The sequence below is a fragment of the Methylotuvimicrobium sp. genome, from assembly GCF_050611805.1.
In the GTDB taxonomy this organism is placed as follows: domain Bacteria; phylum Pseudomonadota; class Gammaproteobacteria; order Methylococcales; family Methylomonadaceae; genus Methylotuvimicrobium.
Map to the genome: position 1 here is coordinate 12,801 of NZ_JBNGHF010000008.1, position 14,825 is coordinate 27,625.

Annotated in this window: 13 protein-coding genes; 12 read left to right on the forward strand and 1 reads right to left on the reverse strand. The window is 48.6% G+C overall.

The annotated features are described in order from the left end of the window. The first annotated feature begins 2 nt into the window (after positions 1 to 2). The 12 genes from ACRJJO_RS05805 to ACRJJO_RS05860 all read left to right on the forward strand — a co-directional run bounded on the left by ACRJJO_RS05805 (position 3) and on the right by ACRJJO_RS05860 (position 13,661). Positions 3 to 1,466 carry an alpha-amylase family glycosyl hydrolase gene (locus ACRJJO_RS05805; protein ID WP_431064948.1) on the forward strand — a complete coding sequence of 488 codons (1,464 nt, stop codon included), beginning with the start codon at positions 3 to 5 and terminating at the stop codon, positions 1,464 to 1,466. A 10-nt stretch (positions 1,467 to 1,476) separates the two neighbouring features. Next, complete coding sequence (locus ACRJJO_RS05810; protein ID WP_431064949.1) at positions 1,477 to 2,022, forward strand: gluconokinase; 546 nt, start codon at positions 1,477 to 1,479, stop codon at positions 2,020 to 2,022. Continuing rightward, positions 2,012 to 2,857, forward strand: a complete 846-nt coding sequence (locus ACRJJO_RS05815) for an SMP-30/gluconolactonase/LRE family protein (protein WP_431064950.1) — start codon at positions 2,012 to 2,014, stop codon at positions 2,855 to 2,857. The genes ACRJJO_RS05810 and ACRJJO_RS05815 overlap by 11 nt, the downstream gene beginning before the upstream one ends. Before the next feature lie 368 nt (positions 2,858 to 3,225). Continuing rightward, complete coding sequence (locus ACRJJO_RS05820) at positions 3,226 to 4,041, forward strand: SDR family oxidoreductase (RefSeq protein ID WP_431064951.1); 816 nt, start codon at positions 3,226 to 3,228, stop codon at positions 4,039 to 4,041. A 295-nt stretch (positions 4,042 to 4,336) separates the two neighbouring features. Next, a complete protein-coding gene (locus ACRJJO_RS05825) occupies positions 4,337 to 4,585 on the forward strand; it encodes a type II toxin-antitoxin system Phd/YefM family antitoxin (RefSeq protein WP_404355478.1) in 249 nt (82 codons plus the stop codon). Further along, positions 4,582 to 4,863 carry a type II toxin-antitoxin system RelE/ParE family toxin gene (locus ACRJJO_RS05830; protein ID WP_125217026.1) on the forward strand — a complete coding sequence of 94 codons (282 nt, stop codon included), beginning with the start codon at positions 4,582 to 4,584 and terminating at the stop codon, positions 4,861 to 4,863. Before ACRJJO_RS05825 ends, ACRJJO_RS05830 begins: the two co-directional genes overlap by 4 nt. A 312-nt stretch (positions 4,864 to 5,175) precedes the next feature. Then, positions 5,176 to 7,575 carry an EcoAI/FtnUII family type I restriction enzme subunit R gene (gene hsdR, locus ACRJJO_RS05835; protein WP_431064952.1) on the forward strand — a complete coding sequence of 800 codons (2,400 nt, stop codon included), beginning with the start codon at positions 5,176 to 5,178 and terminating at the stop codon, positions 7,573 to 7,575. Between the two features lie 458 nt (positions 7,576 to 8,033). Next, entirely contained in the window at positions 8,034 to 9,794 is a 1,761-nt protein-coding gene (locus tag ACRJJO_RS05840; protein ID WP_431064953.1) for an N-6 DNA methylase, read from the forward strand. Beyond that, positions 9,794 to 11,785 carry a restriction endonuclease subunit S gene (locus ACRJJO_RS05845; protein WP_431064954.1) on the forward strand — a complete coding sequence of 664 codons (1,992 nt, stop codon included), beginning with the start codon at positions 9,794 to 9,796 and terminating at the stop codon, positions 11,783 to 11,785. Before ACRJJO_RS05840 ends, ACRJJO_RS05845 begins: the two co-directional genes overlap by 1 nt. Before the next feature lie 83 nt (positions 11,786 to 11,868). Beyond that, a complete protein-coding gene (locus ACRJJO_RS05850; protein ID WP_431064955.1) occupies positions 11,869 to 12,963 on the forward strand; it encodes a hypothetical protein in 1,095 nt (364 codons plus the stop codon). 73 nt (positions 12,964 to 13,036) lie between these two features. Further along, a complete protein-coding gene (locus ACRJJO_RS05855) occupies positions 13,037 to 13,327 on the forward strand; it encodes a nucleotidyltransferase family protein (protein WP_431064956.1) in 291 nt (96 codons plus the stop codon). After that, a complete protein-coding gene (locus ACRJJO_RS05860; RefSeq protein ID WP_431064957.1) occupies positions 13,320 to 13,661 on the forward strand; it encodes a HepT-like ribonuclease domain-containing protein in 342 nt (113 codons plus the stop codon). Before ACRJJO_RS05855 ends, ACRJJO_RS05860 begins: the two co-directional genes overlap by 8 nt. 29 nt (positions 13,662 to 13,690) lie before the next feature. Here ACRJJO_RS05860 and ACRJJO_RS05865 read toward each other — a convergent pair whose 3' ends face one another. Further along, positions 13,691 to 14,674 (reverse strand): XdhC family protein, encoded by a 984-nt coding sequence (locus ACRJJO_RS05865; protein WP_431064958.1) that lies wholly within the window; start codon positions 14,672 to 14,674, stop codon positions 13,691 to 13,693. Between the last annotated feature and the right edge of the window lie 151 nt (positions 14,675 to 14,825).

Below are 14,825 nucleotides of genomic sequence, written 5' to 3' on the forward strand. Positions count from 1 at the left end.
TTATGGCGACCGTTGATTATCCCTCGCTTTATCAAATCAATACACGGGTCCGGCATCGGCGGTTTTACCGCGACCGGAGGCAGGTCGCCGGTATCGACGACTGGCCGGATAGCGAATGGCAAGGCATGGCTGAACAAGGCTTCGATTGGCTATGGTTACTGGGCGTTTGGCAAACCGGTCATGCCGGGGCGCAAGTTTCACGAAGTCACGAACCTTGGCAGCAAGGCTTTCAGGCCAGTTTGGCCAACTTATCCGAAGATGACATTTGCGGGTCTTGCTTCGCGGTCACGGCTTATCGAACGTCGGACTGCCTCGGCACAGATAAAGCCCTCGCCGGTGTACGCAAAAAGCTGAATGAGCAAGGTCTGAAGCTGATGCTCGATTTCGTGCCGAATCACACCGCATTGGACCATCCTTGGGTTCGGGAACATCCGGAATTTTATATTCAAGGCTCGAAAGAAGATTTGGCGCGCGAACCGCAAAATTATATCGAATTGGAATGCTCGCAGGGCAGACAAGTCTTTGCTTACGGCCGCGATCCTTATTTCGACGGCTGGCCCGATACGCTGCAACTGGACTACGGCAATCCGAAAGTACAGGAATCGATGATCGCCGAATTGCTCGCCATAGCAGAACGCTGCGACGGCGTGCGCTGCGACATGGCGATGTTGATTTTGCCGGACGTATTCGAGCGAACCTGGAGGAAACCGATAGAACCGTTTTGGCCGAAGGCGATCGCGGCGGTTCGCGAGCGTTTTCCGGATTTCATGCTGCTGGCCGAAGTCTATTGGGATCTCGAATGGAATCTGCAGCAACAAGGTTTCGATTACACCTATGACAAACGGCTTTATGATCGGCTTAGAGATAAGTCCTGCCGACCCGTGCGTGATCATTTGGTCGCGGGTCTCGATTTTCAAAACAAACTGGCGCGTTTTCTTGAAAATCACGACGAACCCCGCGCCGCGGAGACGTTTCCGCAAGATGTCCACGAAGCCGCCGCGATCGTCACTTTTCTCTCGCCCGGTTTGCGTTTTTTTCATGACGGTCAATTGACCGGCAACAGCGTGCACATTCCGATTCATCTGTGCCGTGGGCCTGAAGAGACCGCCGACCGACGCTTGAGCGAGTTTTACAGCGGTTTGTTGCAGACTTTGCAAAGACCGGTGTTTAGAAGCGGTGAATGGACATTGGCGGATTGCCGACCGACCGAAGACGGCAACGAATCCTGGCGAAATTTCATCGTTTATCGATGGCGATCGGCCGAAGAAACGGTCTGGGTCGCCGTCAACTATGCCGCTCAGCCGGGCCAGTGCCGTCTTGAAGGAGCGCAGATACCGAAAACCGAAAATAACACGCAAGCCTTATTGAGTTCGCAGCCGCAGAATCCAGCCGTCGAAATAAATGAGGGAGTCATCCGGTTCGATTTTCCGGCGTGGGGTTATCGTGTTTTTAAGTTACCGGACTGACGATCGAAACATGAACTCGTCGAACGAAAACGGGCATCGCACCGCGCGTGTCGTAATCATCGGTGGCGTTTCCGGTTGCGGAAAATCGACGGTCGGCAAGGCGCTTGCCGAGTATTTAGGCTGGCCTTTCATAGAAGGCGATACGTTTCATTCCGAAGCGAATATAGCAAAAATGCGGCGCGGCGAAGCGCTGGACGATAACGACCGAAGACCCTGGCTGGACAGCTTGCACAACGAAATCATCCATTATCTTGATTGCGGTATTTCGGCGGTGCTGGCTTGTTCGGCATTGAAGGCGAGTTACCGCAAAATATTGCGCGGGGGCGAAGTTAACGTGAACTATGTGTTCTTGAGTTGTAGTCGGGAAAGTCTGCATCGACGTTTGACGACACGGCAAGGCCATTTCCTGGGCGCCGAATTGCTCGATAGCCAGCTCGCGACCTTTGAACCGGCTAACGACATTCTTTTAATCGACAGCGAACAAGCTGTCGAAACGCTGGTTGAATCGATCGCGGATTGGCTGGCTTATTCTGGGAGCGAATGCGATGAAACATGATACCGAAATATTGCTGACCGGCTTGGCCTTTCCTGAAGCGCCGCGTTGGCGCGGCGATCGGCTTTGGTTTACCGATCAACATGCGCGTCGTGTGATGACCGTGAAAACCGACGGGCAGGCCCAGTGTATCTTAGAAACCGACGATCTGCCGGGCGGGCTGGCTTGGTTGCCTGATGGAACGCCTTTGGTCGTTGCGATGACCGAGCGTGCCGTCTATAAGCTTGAAGACCGAGGATGGACGCTATATGCCGATTTGTCCGCATTTGCCCCGTTTCATTGCAACGACATGATCGCGACAACCGGCGGCCGCGTTTATGTCGGCAACTTCGGCTACGATTTGCACGGCGGCGCGGCTCAAGCCAAGACGCATCTGATTGCGGTCGAAACGGACGGCAGCTGCCGGATCGCCGCCGAAGGTTTGCTGTTTCCGAACGGTTGTGTGATAACGCCGGACGGCGCGACATTGATCGTCGCGGAAACCTTCGCGGCGCGCTTGAGCGCATTCACGATCGGCGAGGACGGCTTGTTACGAGACGCCCGAACTTGGGCCGATTTAAGCGAGGCAATGCCGGACGGTATTTGTCTCGACGACGAAGGCGCCATCTGGGTCGCTAGTCCCGGAACCGGCGAAGTGATCCGGGTCGAACAGGGTGGCAAAATATTGACCCGTATCAAGCCGTTGGGCGTGCCGTACGCATGCATGTTAGGCGGTCCCGAACGCCGGACATTATTCATCGCGACCTCTGAAACGGACGATCCCGGCAAGGCCAACAACCTGAAATCGGGGCGCATCGAAATGGTCGAAGTTGATGTGCCGGGTGCGGGTTTGCCTTGATTTTCCATCAACCTAATAATTATGAAGAAGCCGTTATCACCCCGGCAAATAAAAGTGCTAGGGGGGTAGGATGCGGTCACTCGCCCGACAGGACGCCGTGAACCCAGCACCTAAATCCAGCACCTAAATTCCATAGGTCTTTGGCAATGATTCAAAATCATGGCTTATTTAGGTGCTGGATGAATTATCCAAGGTAGTTAACCATAGCCAATGCGCTATGGAATTTAGGTGCTGGGTGAATACTTCCGTGTAGGCTTGGGCGCAGCATCCATGCTGCGCACACTTCTTCCAGCGCTACCTGATGCTGTCTTAACTCTCTGGAATACATGATTTATCCAGATAAACAATAGAAAAGAGGAGAGGCAAATATGCCGCTTATCATCGAGAAATCATTGGCCGGGCAGCGTGCTCTAGTGACCGGCGGTAGCTCCGGCATTGGCGCGGCGATTGCCGTCGCACTGGCCGAAGCGGGGGCGCGTGTGGCGATCAATTATCTGTCCGATGACGAGGAGGCAGAAACCTTGGTGGAAAAGATTCAAGCCTCGGGCGGCGAAGCGATTGCGGTTCAGGCCGATGTCAGCCAAGAAGATCAAGTGATGGAGATGTTTCAACGAGTCATCAAGACTTGGGGGAGTCTGGATATTTTGGTCAACAATGCAGGCATACAGCTCGATGCGCCTTTTGTCGAGATGACCTTGAAACAATGGGAAACCGTGATGGCGGTCAATCTGACCGGGCAGTTTTTGTGCGCCCGCGAAGCGGTCAAGGAATTTCTTCGCCGAGGTGTGGTGCCGGAATTGTCCTGTTCGGCCGGCAAGATCATTTGCAATTCCTCGGTGCATGACATCATTCCTTGGGCTGGGCACGTCAATTATGCCGCGTCAAAGGGGGGCCTGTTGATGTTCATGAAGAGTTTGGCTCAGGAAGTCGCTCATGACAAGATTAGGGTCAATGCCGTGTCGCCGGGCGCGATCAAAACACCGATCAATCGTAGCGCCTGGGAAACCCCCGAGGCGGAAGCCGATTTACTGAAGCTGATTCCGTACGAACGCGTCGGAGATCCGGCCGATATTGCTCGTGCCGTGGTTTGGCTCGCCTCCGATGCATCCGATTACGTGGTCGGCACAACGCTGTATATCGATGGCGGCATGACGCTTTATCCGGGCTTTCGCGAAGGCGGGTAAATTTATCGCGCGGAGTCGCGGAGTTTCCAGTCTAATGATTACAGATTTGTGAATTGTAGGGCGCGCTCCTGCAAGCATTACTGTTGAATTAAGCATCAGCGGTCCCTTGAATATAGTCTTTGCCAGTCAAGTTTCGACATCGAGCTGCAAAATCATAATTTTCGCAATCGACATCGCGCGCCTATCGACGGAGCGAGGACCACTTGGGCACACTGAAAGATTTTTCCGGTAGCTCAATTTGACTCGTCGTGCCCTAAGGCATATAGTTAATCGTGTTGTTTATAGGGCGATAGAAATGATTACCGCAAACGATTTAAAAACCAAAGGGATTGCTTGTTTAGAAGAAAATCTTGCCAATCAGCCGGAGGCAGTGATTACTGTCCGAGGTAAAGAGTCTTTTGTTGTAATGAAGATCGATCATTACCACTACTTGCGTGAAATGGAGCTGGAGGCCGCGCTCTATGAAGCGAAACAGGATCTTTCGGCAGGCCGTTTCAGCAAGGACAATATTGACCGGCATATAAACGAGTCATTCGTGGAATGACTTATAGCTTGATCTTTACCGACAGTTACAAAAAACGCGCTCGGCGTTTTGCAAAGCAACACCCGGAATTAAAAGAGCAATACCGAAAAACCTTGCTATTACTATCTCAAAACCCTTTTCATCCGGCGCTTCGTTTACATGCTCTAAAAGGCAAATTAGCCGATTTGCATTCGGTATCGATCAACCTCAGCTATCGGATAACCATTGAAATGATCATTTCCGAAAAAGAGATTATTTTGGTTAATGTCGGTAGTCATGATGAGGTTTATCAAGGCTGATCCTGCTCCCTTTATACTTAAAAATTGGCTAAATTTATGAACGTATAGGGTTTGGCTAGTTAGGATGTTGGCAGCAGGGCAGACTTTTACACCTCGGCAATTAGATTCCGCAATCAAGCCTACAAACATGTATTTACGGCATCTTATCAATCGAGTCACCGTACCACTAAGCCTATTGTTTAGAGAATTTGTTTTGGGCATATTCCTAACTATGCTGGGGTCAAATCAATTCAGCAGTGAATAGTGGAATAAATAGGCTCCAAATATAAAATTAACCCCAGTTCGGTCAATTCATTTGATAGGATTCCCCACATGGAAAAAAAGAAACTCAGTGAACGCGATATCTGCACCAAATACATTACACCTGCCATTCTTGAGGCGGGTTGGCAGCAAACGCAGTTTCGGGAGGAAGTCAAACTGACCGACGGTCGTGTGATGGTTCGCGGAAAATTGGCGGCGCGAATCAAAAATCCCGATGCTAAAGGCGGTCCCAAGCGAGCGGACTATGTGCTGTATGCCCGCCCTAATGTCCCGATCGCAATCATTGAAGCGAAGCAAAACAAGTTTCCGGTCGGGCAGGGTATGCAACAGGCACTAAGCTATGCCGAAATGCTCGATGTGCCGTTTTCAATTAGTTCGAATGGCGATGGTTTTCTAATCCATGACAGGACGGGCCTGACCGATCCAACCGAACGCGAATTGAGCCTGGAAGAATTTCCACGGCTCGATCAACTATGGCCGCTCTATCTGCAATGGAAAGGATTGACCACTGAAGATTCAATCAAGTTGATCGAACAACCGTACTATAGCGACGGCACGGGTATGGCACCACGCTATTATCAACGAGTGGCGATCAATCGAACCATCGAAGCAATAGCCAATGGACAAGACCGTATATTGCTGGTCATGGCTACAGGAACGGGTAAGACCTATACGGCATTCCAAATTATTTGGCGACTATGGAAAGCCAAAAAGAAAAAGCGTATTTTGTTTCTTGCCGACCGAAACATCCTCGTCGATCAAACCATGCAACAAGACTTTTCTCCGTTTGGCGAAGTCATGCATAAAATCACCAATCGTCAAGTCAAAAAGAATTACGAAATCTATCTGTGCTTGTATCAAGCCGTGACGGGAAAAGAAGAGTGGAAAAAGATTTATCGGCAATTCCCGGAAGATTTCTTTGACCTAGTCGTTATTGATGAATGCCACCGGGGAAGTGCCGATGAAGATTCCGCATGGCATGAAGTATTAGATTATTTCAAATCCGCAACCCATCTGGGACTAACCGCGACACCGCGAGAAACCAAAGACGTTTCCAATAGCCGTTATTTCGGCGATCCTATTTATACCTATTCACTCAAACAAGGTATTCAGGATGGCTTTCTGGCGCCCTACAAAGTCATTCGCATTGTCAGTGATAAAGACGCGGCAGGTTATACACCCGAAAAAGGTAAAGTCGACAAAACAGGTAGTGAAATCCCGCAACGGGAATATAACACCAAGGATTTCGACCGGAATATGGTGTTGGAAAAGCGGACGCGTTTCGTCGCAAGAAAAGTTTGGGAATATCTAAGCCAAATCGATCCCTATGCGAAGACGATTATATTTTGTGAAGATCAGGAACACGCGGAGCGCATGCGGCAGGAACTGGTAAAACTGATACCGGAAGCTGCCAGCAATCGTAAGTATGTGATGCGCATAACCGGCGATGACACGGAAGGCAAAGCGCAACTCTCCTACTTTATCGATAATGACGAAAAGTTTCCGGTGATTGCCACCACATCAAAATTGCTAACGACAGGAGTCGACGCCAAAACCTGCAAGTTGATCGTGCTCGATCAAAACATCTTTTCGATGACTGAATTCAAACAAATTCTGGGCCGCGGCACCCGTCTTCGCGAAGACTACAACAAACTGTACTTTACCATCATGGATTTTAAAGGCGCGACGCGCTTGTTCGCGGACCCGGACTTCGACGGAGAGCCGGTTGTGATCTACGAACCGAAGGAAGACGACCCCATCGTCCCGCCGGAAGATCTCGCAACGGACGAAACAAAAGATCTGGGCGAACCCGAACCATCGCCATACGATCTTGAAAGGCTGGAAAAAGAGGATGACGAACCAAGGCAAGGGCGCAGCAAATACTATGTCGATGATGTCGAGGTGAACGACGGCGTCGTACAGACTCGGTATTTGGATGCGGACGGTAAACTCATTACCGAAGATCTACGGGATTATTCGCGGCGTAAACTCAAAGAAGAATTCGGTTCGCTCAAGGATTTTCTCAAACGTTGGAATGAAACCGACCGCAAGCAAAAGATATTACAAGAACTGGAAGACCAGGGAATACCCATTGATTTGATAAAAGAAGCCGTACCCAAGAGCGATGACTTTGATGTTTTCGATCTAGTCGCACATATCGCCTTCGATCAAAAACCGCTGACCCGGCAGGAACGCGCCGACAAGGTCAAAAAGCGCAATTACTTCGGCAAATATGGCGATCAAGCTCGTGCCGTGCTCGAATCCTTGCTAGACAAATACGCCGATCACGGCATTGCAGACATCGAAGACCCAAAAATATTAGAATTACCGCCTTTTGACCAATACGGCACCAAAACCCAAATACGCCGGGGCATATTCGGCGGGCCGGAAAAATTTACCCAGGCATTAAGCGAGCTTGAACAGGTACTTTACCAAGACGAAAGTGCGTAGGTCGGGTTAGTGTCAATGCCATTAAGGATTCGGTCATAAATAACTTCCCTATTTGATTTAGGGTTCAGTTGCTCGATTGACAGGTGTCGGCGGCAGGGAGCCGCCGTCAAGCCTACACGGACGTATTCACGGCGTCCTGTCAAGCGAGTAACTGAACCCTAGACCGTACCCCCATTGGTACGGGAAGATATTTGTCGCGAAATCCTAAGTTAAGTCGTTCGTGGTGAGCCTGTCGAACCATGGACGGCTTAACTTATCGACTCGGACTTCTCCATTCACCCTTCGACAAGGCTCTCCTGAGCGCAGCCGAAGGGCTCAGGGCGAACGGAAAAGTCCTTAACTTAATGGCAGTGCGGGTTAGCGTAGGGTAACCCGACGTTTTACGCCATCAATGCCGAATTACGCTACGCTGACCCGACCTACGGCGAACATCGCTGAAGCAATAAAGAGAAGAGTTCATGAACCTAAGCAGTACCATCAAATCCATCCAGGACATCATGCGTAAAGACGACGGTGTCGATGGCGATGCCCAGCGTATCGGCCAATTGACCTGGATGTTGTTTTTAAAAATATTCGATCAGCGCGAAGAAGAGTGGGAGGACGACGCGGAAGACAGGGGCGAAACCTATCGGTCGCCACTGCCGGAGGCGTGCCGTTGGCGCAATTGGGCGAAATATAAAGATGGTAAGCCCCAGATCGCGGCCAATGAGCTGATCGAATATGTTAACGTCACTGTATTTCCCGGCCTGAAAGACATGAACATCGAAGGCGCGGAAAACAATGTGCACATCGCCAAGGCCAAGGTGGTGCGCGAAGTCTTTATCGATTCAAATAATTACATGAAATCCGGCACCCTGATGTTGGGTGTCATTGAAAAGCTCGACGAAGCGATCAATTTTCACGATTTCAAAACTCGCCAACACCTCGGCGACATTTACGAGCAAATCCTCAGTGACCTGCGTTCAGCAGGCAATGCAGGCGAATTCTATACCCCGCGCGCCATTACCCAATTCATGGTGCAAAGGGTCAATCCGCAGTTGGGCGAAACGGTCTTGGATCCGGCTTGCGGCACCGGCGGTTTTTTGACCGCCGCGATCGACCACCTGAACGGACAGCTGACCGATAAATCGAGTGCGGAACAAAAAAAATCCATCGAAGCCTCGATTAGAGGCTTTGAAAAAAAGCAATTGCCGCATCTGCTCTGTACGACCAATATGTTGTTGCATGGCATCGATGTGCCGAGTCAGATAGAACACCGCAACACTCTGGCAAAAGCCTGGAACGATTGGTCGCGCAATGAACAAGTGGATTGTGTGATCACCAATCCGCCGTTTGGCGGCATGGAGGACGATGGCGTGGGCAACGACTATCCTGCCGATGTACGTGCCCGTGAAACGGCCGATATGTTTCTGACCCTCATCGTCAGAAAGTTATTGAAAGACGGCGGCCGATGCGCCGTGGTATTGCCCGACGGCACCTTGTTCGGCGAAGGCGTAAAAAACAAAATCAAGGAAAATCTGCTCAAAGAATGTAACCTGCATACGATAATCCGCTTGCCCAATGGTGTGTTCAATCCTTACACCAGCATAAGATCCAACCTGTTGTTTTTTACCAAAGGAAAGCCGACGGAAACGATTTGGTTTTACGAACACCCGTACCCCGAAGGCTATAAAAGCTACAGCAAAACCAAACCCATTCGGTTGGAAGAATTTGAACAGGAAAAAGCCTGGTGGGGCAAGGAAGAAGATGACTTTGCCGAACGCCAGGAAAGCGAGCTCGCCTGGAAAATCGACTTTAAATCGATCAAGGAAGCCGCCGAAGCGAAAGCGAAACCTTATTGGGATAAAGCGGAAAAGCTTAATAACCAGGCAGCTAACATTGACAATCATATAAAAGATCTGCGCGATTCCATTAGAGGCATCAAAGAGCAAGAACAGCGCGTACCGATCGAACAACAAATCGATGAACAACGCAATGCGTCTGAAAAACTTAAACAGCAAGCCAAGGATGAACAAGCCGCAGGCGACCGCATCTACTGGCCGATCTACAATCTGGACATCAAAAATCCCAATGCGCCGGAAGCGGAAAGCCATGACCCGGACGAACTGCTGATCCAATACAAACAACTGCTGGCGGATATCGAGGAAACGCAAAATCTGCTAAAAGACGAACTCGCCGCGGCCCTTGCCCACCATTTTGAAGAAGAGGAACAAGACTGATGGATGCCAAGCAGTTTTTGGCCGAGTTTGGGCATATTGTTAATGCGCCGGAAGGGGTGAAAAGGTTACGTGAATTGATTCTTCAGCTTGCTATACAGGGAGATCTCTCTGAGCGTGTACTTAACGACATACCTGCGGAAATCCTTTTCGAAAGTAATCAGAATGAGAAGAGAAAACAAATTTCTGAAGGGACTATCCCCAGGCAGAAGCCAATCGCTAAAGTAGATAGAAAAGATCATCCTTGGGATTTGCCGGACTCCTGGAAATGGTGTCGTTTAGGCGAAGTTACAACATATGGCGTAACGCTAAAGGCAGAGTATTCAGATGTTACCGATGAAACCTGGGTGCTAGAGCTAGAAGATATTGAGAAACAAACATCAACATTAGTAAAAAAAATTCGAGCTAAAGAGAGAAGATTTAGAAGTTCAAAGAATCGTTTTTTAGCCAACTATGTGCTTTACGGTAAGCTAAGACCTTATCTTGATAAGGTGGTGCTTGCTGATGAGGATGGTGTTTGCACCACAGAAATTATGCCTATCAGTGTGTTTGATGGTGTTGTACCAGCCTACTTGAGATGGTATTTAAAATCACCATTTTTTATTAACTACGCTAATAACTCAACACATGGTATGAATCTTCCTAGGATGGGGACTGAGGCTGGTCGTTTCGCGATGTTTGCATTGCCGCCTAAGGAAGAACAAATACGCATTGTCGCCAAAGTCGATGAACTCATGGCGTTATGCGACAAACTGGAAGCCCAACAACAAAAACGCCGCAAACTGCAAACCCTTACTCGCATTACCGCACTGGACGCTCTCGCCAACGCCCAAAGTCCCCACGAACTCAAAGATGCCTGGCTGCGTGTGCAAAGTAATATGTCGTTAATGTTTAATGAGCCCGAGGATGTTGTAGGGTTGCGTAAATTGATACTGGATTCCGCAATAAAAGGAAATTTAGTTATACAAAAACCTGATGATACCGATGCTAGTAAGTTAGTTTTAGAAATAGCTAAGGAAAAAGAGAGGCTTTTAAAAAATAAAAAAATTGCAAACCAAACTAAATTTCAACCTGTGAAGGAGGAAGAAAGGCCATTTAATCTACCAAAAGGTTGGGTATTTGTCCGGCTTGGTGCTATCACCAATAAAATCGGTTCAGGCAGTACTCCGCGTGGTGGCAAAAGTGTTTATGTTAATAAAGGAGTGCCTTTTCTGCGATCCCAAAACATTTGGAATGATGGAATTAGGATGCATGATGTTGCATACATACCAGAAAATACCCATGAAAAGATGACTAACACAGTAGTTATGCCGAAAGACATCCTTTTGAATATCACTGGTGCCTCGTTAGGTCGTTGTGCATTAGTACCAGATGATTTTGAACAAGCCAATGTCAGTCAACACGTTACTATTATCAGAGCGACTAATTTAGAAACGAGGCTTTATTTACATTTGTGTATGTTATCGCCTTATGCTCAAAAAATGATATGGGGCAGACAAGTAGGCATGGCGAGAGAAGGCTTGAGTAAAAAGGTGCTTGAACAATTTGAAATACCACTGCCACCGATTGAAGAACAAGGACGCATAGTAGAAAAAGTCGCAAGTTTAATGACGCTTTGCGATGAACTAGAAAATCATTTTGCTAAAGCTAAAACCACAGCGAGAAAACTCGCCCAAGCGGCGGTGGCCTCTATTACCGGCACCAATATTAAAGAAGACCAAAAAATGAAAACCCCCACAACAGAATTGGTGTCAAAACTCAAACTCAAAGTCAGTCCCAACAATAAAGATCAGGCTCCGCTATCCGCCATTCTCGCCAAACACAATGGCGAGCTTTCATCGAAAGCTTTATGGAATTATTCCGGCCTGGAAATCGATGCGTTTTATCAGCAACTCAAAACGGAAATGGCACGCGACTGGATTGTAGAGCCGGAAAAGTCCCGCATGATTGAAAAAGATGCCGATAACCAGAGCGAGGCGGAGGCCGAGATCTAGCCCGAACCGGTTGTTGCGATCGTTTTTCATGCAAAGAGAATCTGAGATGATTCAGATAATGGTTATTAATTTAGAGCTTTAAAGTGGATACTTTTAAACTTCAAAAGCATATACAAGCGTATAAAAATTTTCAGCAGAATGAGCCTGATCGTTTTGCTAGCGATACTTCGGAACGTAAGTCACGCCAGCAATATTATAGGTCTTGGACAAAGGATAAAATTCTTCAAATGGAATTGGAGGAGTTCGAAGAATACATCGGTAAACTTTGGGCAATGCTGATTTGGGGAAACAAGAAATATGTAACCGATAAAATGGTGTCCGATCATGAATTCGATACCGTCAAGACCGAATTGGCGGAACTCGTGTGGGGAGAACAACCGGTAGAAAAACGATGGGATCGATTCCGTTCGAAAATCAAAGGAATGGGGCCGGCAATGATCAGCGAAATTCTTTGCTATGTTCATCCTGATGAATGCATGTTATGGAACCGCCGGGCCTACGTTGGACTGAATTACCTCGGTGTGAATAATCTGCCGCGTTACAATTATCAGCTTACCGGTAAACGCTATGTCGAATTGTCGGAAATAACCAAAACCATCGTGCAGGAATTGAAAGCGAATGGCTTTCTTGATGCCGATTTGTTAATTGCGGATTATTTCATTTGGGAAGAATTACAAGTTGAAAACAATCTCAGCACCATTTATAAATCAAGTCAGAATGAGGATGTAGTCAGTTCCGAGAAGATCGACTCTGAAGCGGCTGAATTTATCCATGACGAAATACGGGATAAGCTGAAAGATATCGGTCAATGGCTCGGATTGGAAAGTCGTACAGAGGTTAAAGTGGCGGATGGTTCCCGTGTGGATACCTTATGGGAGCAAACCATAGGCAATATGGGGCGCGTCGTATATGTGTTTGAAGTTCAAACCAAGGGATCGATTGACAGCCTGATTTTGAATTTACTGAAGGCGGTCAATAATCCAGCCGTTCAGACTGTCGTGGCTGTTTCCGATTCCGTTCAGATAGAGAAAATCAAGAAACATGCGTCAGGCGTTCAAGCACTTAACGACCGGCTAAAGTATTGGGATTATCAGCGAGTTTTAGAAGTGCATCAGGCGCTTGAATCAGTCAATGAGGAAATTAATAGCTTGGGCTTGGTGCCTACAATCACATGGTAAACAAGAACATGATTCGACGAGCAGGAATCGCGGCAGATCGTGATTTGAAAATTGAGTCAATCGGATAAATGCTATGAATCGGCAGTGCGCATTGGCAATCTTAGAAAAATTAAAACCTATGTTAATGGAGCGTTACGGCGTGACGCGGCTGGCTTTGTTTGGTTCTACCGTGCGCAATGAAGCGGGGCCGAATAGCGACGTCGATATTATCGTAGCCTTTAACGGGCCGGCTACCTCGGAAAAATATTTCGGTGTACAGTTTTTGTTGGAAGATGAACTGGGCGTGCCGGTCGATTTAGTCACTGAAAAAGCGGTTAGAACCGAATTACGGCCTTTTATAGAGCGGGAAGCCGTGAATGTTTGAACGGGAATGGCGATTTTATTTGAATGATATGCTGCATTTTGCCGAAAATGTTTTGGCTTATTGTGAAGGATTGGATCGGCAGTCATTTGAAACCACCGGTTTAAACTATGACGCAACGGTTCGTAATCTTGAATTGATCGGAGAGGCCGCAACTCATATCCCAGCGGAAGTCAGGGAAGCCAATCCGAGAGTTCCTTGGCGGCAAATCATCGCAACGCGCAACAGACTGATACACGGTTATTTGGGAATCGATAACGATACTCTATGGAGTATTATTCAGGATGATATCCCCAACTTGATTATTGAATTGCGGCGGATAGTCAAAAACATCTGATCATTCCATTGTTTATTGGTTTTTTTTGATCAGTCACTTAATAAACAGGGTGCGGAATTCGCACTATTGCTAATCTGTATCAATTCGGCCGCGATACTGACTGCGATCTCCTCGGGCGTATGGCTATGGATCGGCAAGCCGATGGGACCTCGAATGCGTTGAAGCTCATCGCAGGACAGCGTTTCGGCAAGCTTGGCTTTGAGGTGGGCAATTTTTTTCCGGCTGCCCAATACGCCGAGATAGGCGACTTTTTTGCCGGCCAAGTGCTCGGCGATTTTCTGGTCGGCATAATGACTATGCGTCATGATAAAGACATAAACTTGATTGCCTTCCGGTATCGCATTGCCGACATTGCGATACGGCAGCTTCAGTTTTTGTCTTGCATAACTATTGCGTGTTAGGGTATCGAGGTTTTCGCGTTCGTCGATTACGGTGATATCGAAATCGAGCGTCGCCAGGATCCTCGATAAGGCCAAACTGACATGACCGCCGCCGATGATATAAGCTTGTTTGGACCAACCGACGGATTCCCGATACAGCCAATCGTTATCGCCTTGCCGGGTAAACCGGCACGACTCAGGCAAGGTTTGCGCGTCATCGAATGCGATGCAGGCCGGCGACAGTGTCAACACGCCTTGCGGATTGTCGGCCAAGCTTCGGAATAAAGCGGACTGATCTTGTCGGCAAGGATACTGTAAAACGGTCTGCTCGCCGCCACAGATCATGCCGGATGCTTCACCATCTTCCGCAACATGATGCTGCAAGCGTCTGAGCCTCGGCTCGAATGCAATCTCTTGCAAGGCCGCACGGGCTTCTTTAAGCATGGCGCTTTCAAGCGCACCGCCGCCGATCGTGCCGAAGCATTCGCCGTTTGCCGTCGCGGCCATTTTCGCCCCCGGCTTGCCGGGCGAACTGCCATGACTTTCGACGACGATCATGAGCATGACGGAACGATGCCGTGTCAGCCGGTCCGCAAGCCAGTGCCACAAAAAATTCGACTTAGGAACAAACATGAAGGAACTTCTTCAAATGTCGGAAGGGGGTTCGGTGGCTCGATTGACAGCTGTCGGCGGCAGGGATAGCCGCCGTCAAGCCTACATGGATGTATTTACGGCGTCCTGTCAAGCGAGTCATCGAACCTCCACAAAGCTTACTATTCCAGAA